The sequence below is a fragment of the Myxacorys sp. genome, from assembly GCF_059501405.1.
Genome location: NZ_JCACCM010000071.1, coordinates 26,900 through 41,412, shown reverse-complemented (window position 1 = coordinate 41,412; position 14,513 = coordinate 26,900). Strand labels below are relative to the sequence as shown.

Below are 14,513 nucleotides of genomic sequence, written 5' to 3'. Positions count from 1 at the left end.
AACTGAAACTTACCATGCCCCACCCTTCCGCAACTCCTCTTCATGCAACAACGCCATCATGGATTGAAAATTGAGGTAGTAGTGTGGTTCTTCTAGAAATGACCCCGCTTTGAAAATGGCTTCCAAAATTTTGGAAGCCATTGGATATCTGAAGATAACCCTTCTAGAAATTACCGTGGGTTTCGTTCGCCTGCTTTAGTCGCTCCAACACTTCAGCTACAGAGAGCGATCCTACATCCTGCGACTGAATGTTACCCGCTTCATTACGTATCCGAGCTCGAATGCTTAGTGAATTTGATTCCACTTCCTTCGCACCAACAACACCCATGACTGGGATTTTGTCTTTCTCAGCGTTGCGAATCAGTTTGCCTAAGCGATCACCACTCAAATCGACCTCAGCCCGAATGCCGATCGCCTGCATTTGCTCTACAACTTGTTTTGCAAAAGGCAGAAACTCATCACCCACCGCCAAAAGACGCACTTGCAGGGGTGCTAACCACACCGGAAAATCCCCTGCATATTCTTCGATCAAAATTCCAATGAGCCGTTCTAGAGATCCAAACGGCGCACGATGAATCATCACCGGACGTTTGCGGGTGCCATCATCTGCAACATATTCCAGGTCAAAGCGTTCGGGAAGGTTGTAATCAACTTGCACTGTGCCAAGCTGCCACTCGCGATCGAGAGCATCTTGAAAGATGAAATCTAGTTTCGGACCGTAGAACGCCGCTTCTCCAATGCCTTCAAAGTAGTTCATACCTAGCGTTTCGACCGCACGGCGAATCGCACCCTGCGCTTTCTCCCAGGCGTCATCCGAGCCGATGTATTTGTCAGAGTCGGGATCACGGAAACTCAATCGAGCTTTAAAGTTTTTCAGTCGCAAGCTCTCGAATACCGACAGAATCAAGTCCACAACTTTGAGGAATTCATCGTCAAGCTGTTCGGGTGTGACAAATAGGTGAGAATCATCTACGGTAAAGCCTCGAACGCGAGTTAGACCGCCCAACTCGCCCGATTGCTCATACCGATAAACTGTGCCAAATTCGGCTAAGCGCATCGGCAGTTCTCGATACGATCGCAGTTCGCTCTTATAAATCTGAATGTGGAATGGGCAGTTCATCGGCTTCATCACAAAGCCCTGCTCATGCTCCTTAGCGTCTTGGCTCTCTGCCATCATCGGGAACATGTCTTCGTGATATTTCTGCCAATGCCCAGACATTTTAAATAGATCAACTCTGGCAATGTGAGGCGTCACCACAGGGAGATAGCCGCGCTTAAGCTGCTCTTTTTGCAGAAAGCTCTCTAGCGTTGATCGCAGCACCGTTCCTTTGGGTGTCCACAAGGGCAAACCGGGACCCACCAAATCGGAGAAGATAAACAAGCCCAATTCTTTACCAATTTTGCGGTGATCGCGTCTCAAGGCTTCTTCTTTGCGACGCTGATACTCGACTAACTGTTCGGGCGATTCCCAAGCTGTGCCATAGATGCGCTGGAGTTGCGCCTTGGTTTCGTCACCCCGCCAGTAGGCACCCGCCACCGATTCGAGCGCGATTGCATCGGGGTTCAACTGAGAGGTACTCTCAAGGTGCGGACCCGCGCACAAATCCCACCACTGATCGCCCAAGTGGTAAATCGTAATTGGCTCTTCTTTAATGTCGTTTAAAATTTCTAGCTTGTACGGCTCTGCGATCGCTTTAATCCGCTGTTCTGCCTCTTCGCGGCTGACTTGTTCGCGAATGACCGGCAATTGGCGACGAATAATCTTCGCCATCTCTTTTTTAATTGCCTTGAGGTCTTTTTCGGTGAACGGCTCAGGGCTATCAAAATCGTAGTAGAAGCCATTTTCGATCCACGGCCCGATCGTCACCTGCGCTTTGGGAAATAGCTTTTGCACTGCCATAGCCATCACATGCGACGCCGTGTGACGAATTTTTTGCAGTGATTCCGATTCGCTGGTCTTGGGCAGATGGATTTTTTTGGGGGATTGGGCAACCATGAACTCAATCGCTAAAACATAAAGGGCAGGACAGGATAAACATCAATGACGATAGAGACAAAAATCATCTCTACGCCTGATGAACTTCACCGTTCATCCATCTTACCGAGCTAAGAGATTTCCTGCTTATTTCTGGCAATTTCAGATAGAATGAGAAGAGATTACGAAATGTAAAGACTATTAAGGTTTTCTGACAACATAAAATTCAACATTTTTAGATGTTTAACTCCAACTTCTCCGATTCCAATCTGCTCAAGACTGTTCTGGAACCCCTTTTGGAAGATTTTCAGTACTGGTTCACGAGATCGCGCACCTTGCTTGAATCTCAAGCGATCGCCTTTCTAACTGAAGAACAGCAAGCGGATCTCTTGCAGAGAGTCAACTACGCTTATCAAGAAGTCCTCACTGCGCAGGCTCTCCTCAAAGCGACAAGCGGACAAGCCGGAGTTGACACGCCAATTTTGATGACCTGGCATCAACTCGTTTCTGAGTGCTGGCAAGTTAGTATGCGCCTGCGGTCTGAGAAATCCCGATAGAGATCGAGAATCATCTTAATAGCGTAGTCACAAACTCTCTCTGAGAATGGATGGAAGAATCAGGAAAAATCTGAGAAACTGTTAGACAACAGGGAAAATTTTTCTCATAATTACAAGACTGGATTTAGCAAAAATTTTGTTAGGTTCACTACATTTTTAAGTCCCCCATTTGATCAATGTCGTTTGGCGAGAGGCGCTATGTTACTCCACCTGCTTTACATTCTGGCTTTTACAACTCTTGCCTTCTTGGCGATGAGTAACTTGATCCGCAATTTGATAACGTTAGGCAGTGAATCTCGGCAGCACCCTTCCGGTGGCGGAGCATACCGTCGGGCGTCAATGGCGCGTTCTGTCCCTCATCCTGAGTTGCTGGACTCTGAGGGCAGAGTGGTGAACGAACCGCTTTTGGTGATGAAGTCGATGACGGTAGAAGATGCGCGTGAGCAATTGGATGCGCTGTACAACTCTTCTCCGGGTGGAGACACCTCTCGGGAAGACGCATAGCCTTGAATCGCGATACATTGGAAGAGGAAAGACCGCGCCTTGGTTTTTCCTATTTCGCGCTGTCTGAGATTGAACGGGGATTAAACTATGGCTCATCCTCCTGAAAAGCCTTCTAACAAGGAATCGCAGAATTGGTTGAGTAAAGCTCAGGCAGCGATTGGTGGCGGATTGTCTAGCGGATGGTCGAATGCCACTAAGTCTTTACCAAATAAGTTTTTACCCACTGAGCTTTTACCTATTGAGCAGGCGGCTCAATGGGTGACAGGTTGGTTCAAGGTTGATGAGGCGGAAGTTGCCGAAATTCTAGAGAAAGTTCGAGCGGAATTGCCAACGACAGAAGCGCTTTTGATCGGAAAACCGCAGGCAGGCAAAAGCTCGATCGTAAGAGGGCTAACTGGAGTGTCATCAGGTATCGTCGGTCAAGGCTTTCGTCCTCACACCCAACACACTCAGCAATACAGCTATCCGACAGCCGAGTTGCCACTGATCATCTTTACAGATACGGTCGGATTGGGCGACGGAAGGCAAGAAACTTCGGATGTGATTAGAGAATTGACGGGAGAGCTTGAGGAAGAGAAGGCCGAAAAACGGGCGAATGTCTTGATTTTGACGGTCAAAATTAATGACTTTGCGACAGACACTTTGCAACAGATTGCCCGCCAAATTCGACAGCAACATCCTAAAGTGCCTTGCCTCTTAGCGGCCACGTGTTTGCATGAACTCTACCCGTCCAGCGTTACCGATCATCCTCCCTATCCACCCAGTTTCGAGGATGTTGATCGTGCCTTTGCTGAGATTCAACGCAGCTTTAAGAATTTGTTCGATCACGCTGTTCTGATCGATTTTACCCTCGAAGAAGACGAATTTAATCCCACCTTTTATGGTTTGGAAGCGTTAGTTGATGCGTTGTCAGACCTGCTTCCTGAAGCCGAAGCGCGAACGATCGCGGAACTTCTAGAAGAGCGAGAAGCCGGACAAGAGATCGGCAATCTTTACCGAGAAGCCGGGCGGCGCTACATTTTGCCATTTTCGGTAATGGCAGGGGCACTAGCAGCAATTCCACTTCCGCTTGCAACGATGCCTGTGTTGACGGCTCTGCAAGTATCAATGGTAGGGGCACTGGGACAGTTGTATGGGCAAACACTTAACCCTTCGCAGGCGGGTGGGGTGGTGAGCGCGATCGCAGGCGGATTTTTGGCACAAACGATCGGGCGAGAGTTGGTCAAGTTTATTCCCGGTTTTGGCAGCGTGATTGCGGCATCGTGGGCGAGTGCCTACACGTGGGCGCTAGGTGAAGGGGCTTGTGTTTACTTTGGCGACTTGATGGGCGGAAAGAAGCCCGACCCAAAACGAATTCAGGAAGCGATGCGAGAATCCTTTGCGATCGCGAAAGAGCGCTTTAAAAATACTAAGCACTAACAAGCAAGCAACAAAAAATTGTGCCCACATTAGCGAGATTTAATCTTTCGCTGTTCAGATATGTAATTCTGTCATTTTTTTGTGAATAGTCAGTAGTGCTGTCTCCACAGAAATCAATGCTAGAGCACATAGTTTTTTGAACGTCTATGTCAATTTCATTGTTGATGTGAGAAGTTCAATCATGAAATGCTAGACGAAGCACTAGATGATGAACTGCTAGAGCTTCCGTCCTGATGAACTTTAGCTATAGTCGATTGGTAAGTTATATTTTCTTTTCCGTTCACAGTCACAGAACTCTTCGCTTCTGCAACCGTTTTACCATCAGTAGAAACAACGTATTGAATCAAAATTTTAGAATGGTTCATCATTACACTCCTTAATGTCTAGGGTCTTATTGGTGAAGTAAATAATTCAATTCGCCCAACAACCATTCCTGAAACAAGCGGTTTAAGATATGCTGTCTGACTTCTGGCGTTAATTGAGCCGGAATAAACTCTTCTGCCAACAGTAGATGAAAGCCACCCTCCGTCTGAACAGGCGGAATTGCTACTCCCGCAGTTGCACCAAAGATGACGGCTGCTAAAGTTGGCTTCAACCCCGAACGATACACTACTCCTTCATAACCACATTGATGTCGGCGTTGTTCATCAATATCATAAACATGAGCCGCTTCGTAGAAACTAATTTCTCGCTCCTCAATTTGGTAAAAGATCTCGCGAGCCGTCTTCTCGTAAGGAACAATAATTTGATAGAGCAACACCTGCTCAAAATCCAGACGGCTTTGGGCGAAAAAACTTTCGACTTGATGGCCAAAAAGCTCTTGTTTGAGCTTTTCGGAGAGCAGACGATCGCGGATTCCAGCTTCCCAATCCTCTACCGTTATCTGCTGTTCTGTAAGCCATGCTAAGGTCTCTGCTGCCCGCTCTAGGCGAAACTCGAGACGCAGACGATCAGCCTCAGCTTGGATCTCTTCGGGAGCGATCGTAATCTCGCGCGATCGCGCCGCCTGGTCAATAATTCTCTGACATAAAATTCTCTGCCGAATATCCTTAAGCAGTAAGTTTTTTTTCAGAAAACCAACAATCTCGTCTGGTTGAATAGATGAACTTAAGGCTGGCTGAATCGGCGAATTTGATGAGGGAGCCATGTCGTTGTCAAGCTGAGTAAATATCATTAGCTATATGGTTGGGAAGTAATTGACCATTGTTGTCGTATAGTCACCCATTCTCGCGTAATGCTACTCACCGCGTTTTAGAACCAATCGACAACTACAAGTAGATGCATAATTGAGCCTTCTAAATTTCTGTAATTTGAGCTTCGGCCTCAGTTGATAGATTGAGGTAATTACGTAAACGGTGGTAATTAAGCAATAACTCCAGAGCCTACTTAGGTAGAGTTCAAATGCCAACCACTTGACAGAAAGTAGAATTATGAAAAAGTCTTAATTGGAATAATCAATGTATGTTGAAGAAGAACTTATTTTGACGCTTGTTCTAGAATATTGCGTTCCACTTTGTGCAACTGCTGTGCCGTTTGCCTGAACAGAGCTATTGCTTGAGAAAGAGGTGTTGGTAATTTTTGTTGAAACGCCAGCAAAAGTCAAGGTTTGTTGCCCAAAAGCGTAGCTAGACACATTTCCAGAAGCAAAGTTATATCCGGTAAATACACTAGCATTTACTTCAGTGTTAACGCCTCCTAAAAGAGCAGTAGATGTAGATGCCTGGGGGTTGATAAAGTCTAGATCTTCGATAGGTACCATTGCATTGTTACTCCAAGACTCTCACACATTTCTAAGATAAAACCTGCACTTTCTTCCTGAAAGAATTTTTGAGAAGCCTATAATTCTTTTACTTCAGAGCTGCCCTATCTTAAGTTGAAGACTATTACGCATAACCTTTAACCACGAGTTGAGCGTGAAAAACTCGTTACCTGGGTTAGGCAACTGTATCAGCTAAGGAATCTTCAATCTAATTCAGCTCAAGGCAAATTGAAGCAGTGAAAACAGCTTTTCAAAAATTTGCTCAAGAAAAGACCCCGCACTTCAATATAGGACAAACCGAAAATAAAAGATTCAATGCAACTCTGAATCTTATTTTATCGATGTTCTATAGTTTATTTGTATTCGGGAAGTTTTGATGATTTTTCTGCGGAAAGAAAGCCGGTGAGCATCGCAAAGATTGCAGATGCTCGCCAACTTCTTTTGTCAACTCAGAAAATTGCTTCTATCAGCCAATCTGGTTAATGAAAGCAAAATTAGTGATGGTGGTGGAAGTAAGAGCCAGCTGAAGCAGAAACAGAGGTTGCGTTAGACGCAGAAGCTACTCCTTGCTTGGTATAAGTGGAAGAAATTGCTTGAGTGGATGTATTGTAACCCTCTGCTACAGCATCAGCTTCAGCGCCAGCAAAGTTGCCATACACATCAACTTTCGACTTAAGATACTTGTTGATGTATAGGTTTTCATAGATATTGGAAGAGTGGTTGCCACCAAAATTGTATCCACCTAAAACATCAGTCTCTTCAGCAGGTTGTAGATAGTTTAGATCAGAGATAATCATCAGATTGCTCCTAGAAAATTGTTTTTTTCTGTTTCAACTCTGCTTGAGTTGATATTTATAAGATATGTTTTTTGTTGTTGTGCGTGGGGTCATTTTGGCTCATTCTCGAATTTGTTTTGAGAATTTAATTCCAGTAATCCTCAAATTCTAGCAGTCTAGAAGTTTCCCTTTATTTCAGCAAAACAAGTGCCAAACTCTTATATTCTCTGGCACTTGAGAAGTTGTTTTATTTTGATTGCTTTAAAGCAGATTTGAAAGCTTGTAAAGGCTCAAAATTTAGTAGGCAACATCAGCTTTATGGGCAAGTTATCTAAAAGAATTGAAAAGCAAGCCCCAGAATGAGATAGGTGTTAAACCGCTGCTTTGAGTGGCTACTCCAACGACAGTTGATGAGGCTGTAAAACCGCCATTCTCGTTGTTGCTGTTAATTGAAACCGCAAAACCTGGCGCTTGCTCATAAGATAGCTGAATACCAGAAGGAGATTGAGGAAGGGTTGTTTGGAAGAGCTCTGTGTCGCCTTGTCTCAAGATAAGCTGTTGGTTATTAAGATTCAAAACAAGAGAGTTTGAAGCTAAGCTACTGCCTACAATACTCTTGTTGTCAGGAGAATAAACTAAATGGTCTAAATCAGTGATGAACATGAAATCAGTCCTCTAAATTGGTGATGCTTTGTATCAATTTAGTCGAGTCCTGCGAATAAAGCAGTTAGAAAATAAAGGCTCTATTCCTGTCACCTCAAGTAACTATCCTATATCCCTACATATAACGAGAACAGCCGAGAGTGTGGGGTCATTTTGGCCCGGTTTTAAGAAAAATTTCCACAAAAAAAGGCGCAATTATTTGCGCCTCAGTGAAATTTATAGCAAATTAAAAAGTGCTCCTTGCGGATTTGACAGAGCCAGTTCTTTAAAGCCTTGTGCTAGCCGCACTCAGTTGACCATCTAATTTTTTCTTAGCTCAACCTCATCTTGGCTATTTCTAGCGGTTCATAAATCCCTTGTGAATTAATAGGCGATCGCGCTCCGTAATCGCCAAACCGTTCGAGTGCCTGAGCGCAATTCAGAACGGAGCCATACTTCGGAGCATCGGTATTTGTCCACCATTCAAAGTGACCACCCCGAATTTCCGTCTTTTGTTTATCTAACACTTCTAAATAAGCTAAATCAGGCGTTTTGTTAAGATGCGATCGCAGAGAATTCGCAGCACCCGTTTGATGTTGGTCTTTAGCCCGAATTTCCTGAAGATTTTCTTTGACTAACCGATTGTAGGTTCGGCGAGGAATGTAGTGACAAGGATTGTAACCTGCGAACCGCAAAATCAGGATACATGCCCAGGAATACTTCCCCTCAAGAATGGCATCAACAACCTGAGTAAATTGCTCAGGAGTCATTGCTTTATCGGTTTTGCTATCGGATTGAGCGTAATAATTTGAGGGATTCATCCCTTTCTCCTTTTTATTAAAGAGAGCTACACAAAAAAATTACAAGTTGACATCGCCTTGTAGTTTCTTAAATGGCTCCGTCAGAAGATCTAAAATCCGACGGCGACGCGTGACGATTTCAGTGGTTGCTGTTTGTCCTGACTTAAACAAAACTTTTTGATGCTCTTTTGTAACGTAAGTCCGGTCTAACTCCACCTCAACTCGGTAGACTTGCCCAAGCTGCTCGTTGGCTTGGGCATCCGGAGAGACCGTCATTACCTTACCCGCAATCACGCCGTAATCTTGGTATGGGTAAGCGTCAAGCTTCACTTGCACTGGCATTCCAGCCTTGACAAAGCCTGCTTCCCGATTGGGCAGCATGGCCGATACGACCAGCGGTTTGCCGCTAGGGGCAATTTCAGCGATCGGTTGTCCTATCTGTACGACTTCTCCCGGATTATGAACATTGAGGGTGGAAATCATCCCATCTGCAGGGGCATACAGAAATTGTTGTTTTAATTTGGTATTTGCCGCTTTGATTGAGGTTTCTAGCTGGCTAATCTTCGCTTGCAGTTGAGCAATTTTGATGTCTTGCTGCTGCGATCGCTGTTTTGCCTCCTGCTGAAATTCCTTCTCTTCCGTTTGCTTTTGTTTCAGCCCGACTTGCGATCGCTGGGCTTCCGCAATCAGCCGCTGGAGGGTTCCTTCGTGTTCGGTAATCGTGCGCTGATGAGTCCGCAACTGTTGCTCTATCTGAAAGATTTGCTCTTGTGAGATAGCTCCCGCCACCACTAACGGTTGTAATCGGCTCAAACGCTCTTCTTGGGCAGAGGCATCTACCTGTAACTGTTCGAGCAACTGTCGCGTTGTGCTGATATCGCCCTGTGCTTGGGCAACTTCTACCTCCTGCGCTTGCGTGGCTGCCTGAATGACAGCTACATGCGTGCGATCCTGTTGTTGGCTCTGCGTCAGCAAATTATGCATTTGGCTCAATTCAGTTTGAGCCGCCGCCAAATCTTTTTCTAAACGCTCTACTTCACGGGTTGCCAGTTCTGTATCGAATTCGACCAAGACCTGTCCTGCTTTGACCACATCTCCTTCTTTGACCAAAACACGAGCCACTTTGCCCGTCTCTACGGGATTCACTTTGTAAACATTGCCTTTGGGAATCAGTTTCCCTTGACCGTAAGCGACTTCATTAAGTTGCCCAAACCAAGCCCAAGTCGCAAAGCAAACTAAAAAGGCAACTCCGCCTACTGCTAGCCGAAAAGGAAGCACCGAAGGAGGCTGGTCAAGCAGGGTGCGTACAGGAATAGACCAATTTGATGAAGCAGTATTGTCTATTGAATTAGTTGGGGATGTCTGTAGCTGACGATCGGGGGGCTGGGAACGTCGGCTTTGAGGGGCAGTATTGAACATAGATGCCTCAAGCGTTCAGAATTTACAGACTTGATATCAGAGGAAACAAGTTGACTTTGGAGGGAACTTTATGGCGTTAACCATAGCATTAGAGAGCTCATAGCAACGTGTTAGAGCTAACAGCTATTTAATTTTTAAAAACTTGTATTGCGTTCATTATAACGACATTGCTAATAATGTCATTCCATGTGTTGCATTTGTTAGAATTTTTAATCTCTAAGCTAGCCTTACATCAGATTATTGATTTAATTTGCTTGTCATTCCATGTTGCAATTGCCGTTTCTATAAACATAGAGTCAGCAATTAAAAAATCTTGTATTTGGCTATAGATTTCACTGAATGTTTTTTGTATTCATAGTACTTTCCTAGCACTGTTCAAAGGATTAGAGGTATAAGTCAAACAGAACTGACGGAATGGCGCAGATGCCTTCAACTGAACCACCCTCACCCTAGCCCTCTCCCGCAGGAGAGGGAACAAGAATCTGGCTCCGAAGGGTGGGAGGTCTTTGGTTCACTTGCGAGGAGGGCAACAGCACTGTGAATGATTGCCGAGTTAATAACTGAGCAAGTTGAATGAGGAAGTACTTTGTTCTAGAGGTTCTCAACGATTTACCCTGAATCTTGCTGCCGTTCAGACACGGGAACTAGTACTAAAGATCAAGTTGCTGTTGAGCAAGGTGATAGTAAAGTCCTTGGAGTGCAATTAGCTCATCGTGAGTTCCTTGTTCAACAAGAACCCCGCGATCGAGAACCAAGATCCGATCGGCGTTTCTCACCGTCGATAAACGGTGAGCAATGATAAAAATGGTGCGTCCGCGACTAAACCGCGCCAAATTTTGTTGAAATCGACGTTCTGACTCTGTATCTAGAGAGCTTGTAGCTTCGTCGAGAATGAGTAAGGCTGGACTGCCTAGTAGGGCACGCGCGATCGCAATTCGTTGCCGTTGCCCACCCGATAAATTCGCGCCACGTTCGCCTACTTTGGTGTTGTATCCCAATGGCAAGTCCTGAATAAAGGTGTGAGCTTCTGCAAGTTTGGCAACGTCCACGACTTCATTTAGCGTGAACTCTGGACGGTAAAGCTGAATGTTTTCCAAAATAGTGCCAGAGAACAAGAAGCACTCCTGCGGCACAATGCCCATCTGCGATCGCAAAGATTGTGGAGACACATGTTTAATGTCGTGTCCATCCAGCAAAATTCGACCACTGGTAGGGTGATATAGCCCTTGCAACAGCTTCACAAGCGTACTTTTTCCAGAGCCACTCCGCCCAACGATCGCGATCGTTTGCCCCGCTTGGACAGTAAAGGAGATATTTTGCAGAGTATTGTGTTCTTCTGCCGTGTCGTAGCTAAAGGTCACATTACTAAACTGCATCTCTCCCTGGATAGAGGGCAACACAAACATCGGTTGTCCGGGAGTTTCTTCCGGTTCTGTTGCAAACACATCATTTAGGCGTTCCACTGAGATTAAGACCTCCTGGAACTCGTCCCACAAGCCAACTAGGGACAGAACTGGGCTAAGGACATTGCCGACTAGCATATTGAACGCTACAAATTGCCCAATTGTGAGTTCGCCCTGAATCACTAATGTTGCTCCGTACCATAGGAGCGCCGTGCTACCCAAGGAATTGATTGTCCCTCCCACAACTTGTAGATTGTTGGCAAACTTTTGTCCCTTAAATTGAACATTAAGTGTCGTTGTCAGGCTGTCTTCCCAGCGCCAACGGACTTCGCGTTCAGCCGCAACCGATTTCACTGTAGCAACGCCTGTCAGCATTTCAACCATCAAAGAGTTCTGTTCGGCCGTTGCATTAAAGACTTCTCGTGAGATTTGTCTCAGAAATGGGGTTGCCCCAAGCGTGAGGAGTGCGATCGGTGGAATTAAAGCGAGTACTAGCAGAGTGAGCCGCCAGTTGTAGTAAAACATCAATCCGAGGTAGACGATCGCCATTGACGCATCTAACCAAGTAGAAATCGCTTGACGCATGAGAAACATCTGAATTTTGCGATTCTCTTGCACGCGCGTAATGATGTCACCCACTTGACGAGCTTCAAAAAATTTCAATGGCAACGCCAACGTGTGACTGATAAAAGCGCTAATTAACGTGAGATCGATTCGGTTGGAAAAGTAATCCAATAGATACTGACGAACGGCAACCAATCCAACGCGCCAAATACCAAACAGAATCAACCCTATCGAGAACACATGAAGAGTCGCCAAACTTTTTTGGGTGACGACTCGATCTAGAATCACTTGTGTAAATAGAGGAGTGATAAGACCAAATACCTGCACTAACAAAGACAAAAAGATAATTTGCCAAAGTACAGAGCGGTAAGACCACAACACTCCCCAAAAGCGTCCAAGATCCGGCTTTTCTGTTTTTGCGTTCCTGAGTTGAGAGGTAGGATCTAGAAGCAAGGCGTACCCTGTCCAGCTATTCAAAAACTCTTGGCGCGTCAAGTTGCGTTTTCCGCAGGCGGGATCAGCAACGAGCACTCGATCGCCCTTGATCCGATAGACAACTACGTAGTGATCGCCCTGCCAATGAGCAATCCAGGGGTTTCCCTGTTCCTCCAAGCGACTGAGACTCGCCCGCACAGGTCGTGCCTGAAAGCCCACGCTCTCTGCGGCTACTGCCAGGTTCTTGAGGGAAGCTCCCGATCGCCCTACCTTGGCTAGATCTCGCAGAAGGTTGATCCCAAATCGCTTTCCCCAAAACTGACCAATCATGCTTAAACAAGCAACGCCGCAATCTGACGAACTTTGTTGCTGAATGAACGGATAGCCATACAAGAGCCTTGGTTGCCAGCGACGCCGTTTTGTCGGTTTGGGAAACGGCACGATCGTGCCTTCGCTGCGCGAAGATCTGTCTTGCTTGGGGGAACGGACTGGCTCACTCGATGGCTTGGCTCCTACAGGTGGAACTAACCGGGGCTTAGAGCGGTCTGCCTTGGGTGAAGTCTCTGCGGCCTTGGGCTGCAAAGATCTACTTGTTGGGGGGCTTGCTGACGTTGTGCGAGTACTTTCTGAGCCGTTGGTCGCTGCTGCTAAAACAGGCGCGATCGCAGTTTTCCAGTGCTCGATCGAAACTTTGTAAATCAGCAGATCTGTCTTTGCTCTCCAATCGGTTGATGTATCTTGGAGACGGCTCCAACTTGCACCCACGCCCATTGGCTCAGATGAGCTGTTAACATCCTCTACCTCGCCCTGGCGCAACCAAAAATAACCAGATTGACAGGCGTCTACCTCAGATAATGCCGTGCCAGCAGAAACCTGGATTTCTTCTAAATAAGGCAACCACTGCTGAATTTGATAACTCGTTAGCAATTCTGTTGCTACACCGTCAACACTTCTAGCAAGATAGGCTCTCAGAAAAACCAGGCGTTCTCGCTGAATGGCCTGCTGTTTAATCACTTCTCGCAGTGGCGGAAATCGCTCAAACCAAGGCTCTAACTGAGACAGAGAGAGGTGGGCAACTTGACCCCCACTCGCACCGATAGCTTCATAGCTTAATGGCGCGTTGCAAAACTGAGAATCGCCTCCAAATGTCTCTCCTTCCTCTAGCACCAGTGCTGAGACTTGACGCTGTCGGATCGGATCGTTACAAAGAATACGCACCCGACCCTGACAAACTACATAGAGAGACTCAATTTGTTTATTCTGAACAGAAGTATCTGAAGCATCTGATAATCTATAATTAAGCAGAGAGTCTCCTAGCTCAAACTGGGTCATATTCAATAGCTGACTGAGCGCTAGTACTGACGTTTCAGATATTTCTGTTACCGATAAGAGTTTGAGGATAGCGAGGTCTTTCGTAGAGATAGACAGAGGAGCCTCAGAAGATCGCTCCACTTTAGATCCAGAATTCTTGCTCATCACATCCTTCCAGAAGGTTAAATTCAGATTAGTAGGGAGTCTGAAGAAGGAGTAGCCTTAACGCTGATTAGCACAGAGCTGCGTTCTGTAAGAACCGCAGGCATCCTCAGCCTCTTTATAGGCAATCCCACCGGAGTAGACTCATAAATTTGTTTTATTCGACCGCGAAAATCTGCTAAATTGCCGAAGTGATAGTTCAGCAATCATTGATAGACATGCTGCTGAGATAGACATGCTGCTGATGCAGATGAAGTTTCGCTCTTTCAATTGAATTCAGTTACCCACGCGTGACTTTGAATGAACGCCTTGCTCAACATCGCCGTTAAAATTTTTGGCTGCATTCATTTTTTGTAGTGCGAGTAATTAACTTGCCTCCTATGGAGTAGTCTTTAATCGATGCTACTGAGTATCTGTAAGCAATCCAAAAATGCTGATTACATCAAAACTTGTCGTTTCACGATTCATCAGACTTGCCATCGTGATAACGCTTATGAATTTGGATAAGGTTGCTTTGACAAAGTCAGGATTTAGCAAGATCTAGCGTGAAAATTTAGCTCATCAAACTAACCGGAGCGTTGACTAACTGGAGCGTTGCTCGTAACTCGAAACGGGTAAAGACAATAATTTTCACGGTCTTTCTATATCCACTGCAAGGTTAATCGCTCGAGTTTAAGACTGTCAAGGCAATCTCAATACATCTTTAGATCTATTTGGAAAATCAATAATTTACCAAAATCCCTATAGCTTCCAAGAAATACACTGTACGGTAAGTCCTAACGAATTA

12 protein-coding genes are annotated in these 14,513 nt (G+C 45.7%); 3 read left to right on the top strand and 9 right to left on the bottom strand.

Annotation, left to right across the window (positions count from 1 at the left end; translation table 11 throughout):
* Positions 1-9: 9 nt before the first annotated feature.
* Together AC5I6P_RS07105 and thrS are read right to left on the bottom strand one after the other, a co-directional pair.
* Entirely contained in the window at positions 10-141 is a 132-nt protein-coding gene (locus tag AC5I6P_RS07105; protein ID WP_495693051.1) for a hypothetical protein, read from the bottom strand.
* A 22-nt stretch (positions 142-163) separates the two neighbouring features.
* Positions 164-1,996, bottom strand: coding sequence for a threonine--tRNA ligase (gene thrS, locus AC5I6P_RS07100; RefSeq protein ID WP_495693050.1), 1,833 nt, complete (start codon positions 1,994-1,996; stop codon positions 164-166).
* Positions 1,997-2,214: 218 nt separating this feature from the next.
* On the opposite strand from thrS, the gene AC5I6P_RS07095 reads away from it, so the two are divergent.
* The 3 genes from AC5I6P_RS07095 to AC5I6P_RS07085 all read left to right on the top strand — a co-directional run bounded on the left by AC5I6P_RS07095 (position 2,215) and on the right by AC5I6P_RS07085 (position 4,455).
* On the top strand, positions 2,215-2,532 hold the full coding sequence (locus AC5I6P_RS07095; RefSeq protein WP_495693049.1) for a DUF2605 domain-containing protein: 318 nt from the start codon (positions 2,215-2,217) through the stop codon (positions 2,530-2,532).
* 198 nt (positions 2,533-2,730) lie between these two features.
* The gene (locus AC5I6P_RS07090) at positions 2,731-3,036 is read left to right on the top strand and encodes a DUF2973 domain-containing protein (RefSeq protein WP_495693048.1); all 306 of its coding nucleotides are present in this window, start codon (positions 2,731-2,733) and stop codon (positions 3,034-3,036) included.
* A gap of 87 nt (positions 3,037-3,123) precedes the next feature.
* Positions 3,124-4,455, top strand: a complete 1,332-nt coding sequence (locus AC5I6P_RS07085; protein ID WP_495693047.1) for a YcjF family protein — start codon at positions 3,124-3,126, stop codon at positions 4,453-4,455.
* 391 nt (positions 4,456-4,846) lie between these two features.
* Here AC5I6P_RS07085 and AC5I6P_RS07080 read toward each other — a convergent pair whose 3' ends face one another.
* The 7 genes from AC5I6P_RS07080 to AC5I6P_RS07050 all read right to left on the bottom strand — a co-directional run bounded on the left by AC5I6P_RS07080 (position 4,847) and on the right by AC5I6P_RS07050 (position 13,729).
* Positions 4,847-5,602 (bottom strand): peptidylprolyl isomerase, encoded by a 756-nt coding sequence (locus AC5I6P_RS07080; RefSeq protein WP_495693046.1) that lies wholly within the window; start codon positions 5,600-5,602, stop codon positions 4,847-4,849.
* A gap of 294 nt (positions 5,603-5,896) precedes the next feature.
* The gene (locus tag AC5I6P_RS07075; protein ID WP_495693045.1) at positions 5,897-6,214 is read right to left on the bottom strand and encodes a hypothetical protein; all 318 of its coding nucleotides are present in this window, start codon (positions 6,212-6,214) and stop codon (positions 5,897-5,899) included.
* A gap of 494 nt (positions 6,215-6,708) precedes the next feature.
* Entirely contained in the window at positions 6,709-7,011 is a 303-nt protein-coding gene (locus AC5I6P_RS07070) for a hypothetical protein (RefSeq protein ID WP_495693044.1), read from the bottom strand.
* 306 nt (positions 7,012-7,317) lie between these two features.
* Positions 7,318-7,653, bottom strand: a complete 336-nt coding sequence (locus AC5I6P_RS07065) for a hypothetical protein (RefSeq protein WP_495693043.1) — start codon at positions 7,651-7,653, stop codon at positions 7,318-7,320.
* A gap of 311 nt (positions 7,654-7,964) precedes the next feature.
* Entirely contained in the window at positions 7,965-8,453 is a 489-nt protein-coding gene (locus AC5I6P_RS07060; RefSeq protein ID WP_495693042.1) for a HetP family heterocyst commitment protein, read from the bottom strand.
* A 39-nt stretch (positions 8,454-8,492) separates the two neighbouring features.
* Complete coding sequence (locus tag AC5I6P_RS07055; RefSeq protein ID WP_495693041.1) at positions 8,493-9,851, bottom strand: beta-barrel domain-containing protein; 1,359 nt, start codon at positions 9,849-9,851, stop codon at positions 8,493-8,495.
* A gap of 650 nt (positions 9,852-10,501) precedes the next feature.
* Positions 10,502-13,729, bottom strand: a complete 3,228-nt coding sequence (locus AC5I6P_RS07050) for an ABC transporter transmembrane domain-containing protein (RefSeq protein WP_495693040.1) — start codon at positions 13,727-13,729, stop codon at positions 10,502-10,504.
* Positions 13,730-14,513: the final 784 nt, after the last annotated feature.

What these genes read in the sequence shown, in the direction of transcription:
- AC5I6P_RS07105 (WP_495693051.1), bottom strand. Translation starts at nt 141, where the DNA reads ATGGCTTCCAAAATTTTGGAAGCCATTTTCAAAGCGGGGTCATTTCTA.
- thrS (WP_495693050.1), bottom strand. Translation starts at nt 1,996, where the DNA reads ATGGTTGCCCAATCCCCCAAAAAAATCCATCTGCCCAAGACCAGCGAA.
- AC5I6P_RS07095 (WP_495693049.1), top strand. Translation starts at nt 2,215, where the DNA reads ATGTTTAACTCCAACTTCTCCGATTCCAATCTGCTCAAGACTGTTCTG.
- AC5I6P_RS07090 (WP_495693048.1), top strand. Translation starts at nt 2,731, where the DNA reads ATGTTACTCCACCTGCTTTACATTCTGGCTTTTACAACTCTTGCCTTC.
- AC5I6P_RS07085 (WP_495693047.1), top strand. Translation starts at nt 3,124, where the DNA reads ATGGCTCATCCTCCTGAAAAGCCTTCTAACAAGGAATCGCAGAATTGG.
- AC5I6P_RS07080 (WP_495693046.1), bottom strand. Translation starts at nt 5,602, where the DNA reads ATGGCTCCCTCATCAAATTCGCCGATTCAGCCAGCCTTAAGTTCATCT.
- AC5I6P_RS07075 (WP_495693045.1), bottom strand. Translation starts at nt 6,214, where the DNA reads ATGGTACCTATCGAAGATCTAGACTTTATCAACCCCCAGGCATCTACA.
- AC5I6P_RS07070 (WP_495693044.1), bottom strand. Translation starts at nt 7,011, where the DNA reads ATGATTATCTCTGATCTAAACTATCTACAACCTGCTGAAGAGACTGAT.
- AC5I6P_RS07065 (WP_495693043.1), bottom strand. Translation starts at nt 7,653, where the DNA reads ATGTTCATCACTGATTTAGACCATTTAGTTTATTCTCCTGACAACAAG.
- AC5I6P_RS07060 (WP_495693042.1), bottom strand. Translation starts at nt 8,453, where the DNA reads ATGAATCCCTCAAATTATTACGCTCAATCCGATAGCAAAACCGATAAA.
- AC5I6P_RS07055 (WP_495693041.1), bottom strand. Translation starts at nt 9,851, where the DNA reads ATGTTCAATACTGCCCCTCAAAGCCGACGTTCCCAGCCCCCCGATCGT.
- AC5I6P_RS07050 (WP_495693040.1), bottom strand. Translation starts at nt 13,729, where the DNA reads ATGAGCAAGAATTCTGGATCTAAAGTGGAGCGATCTTCTGAGGCTCCT.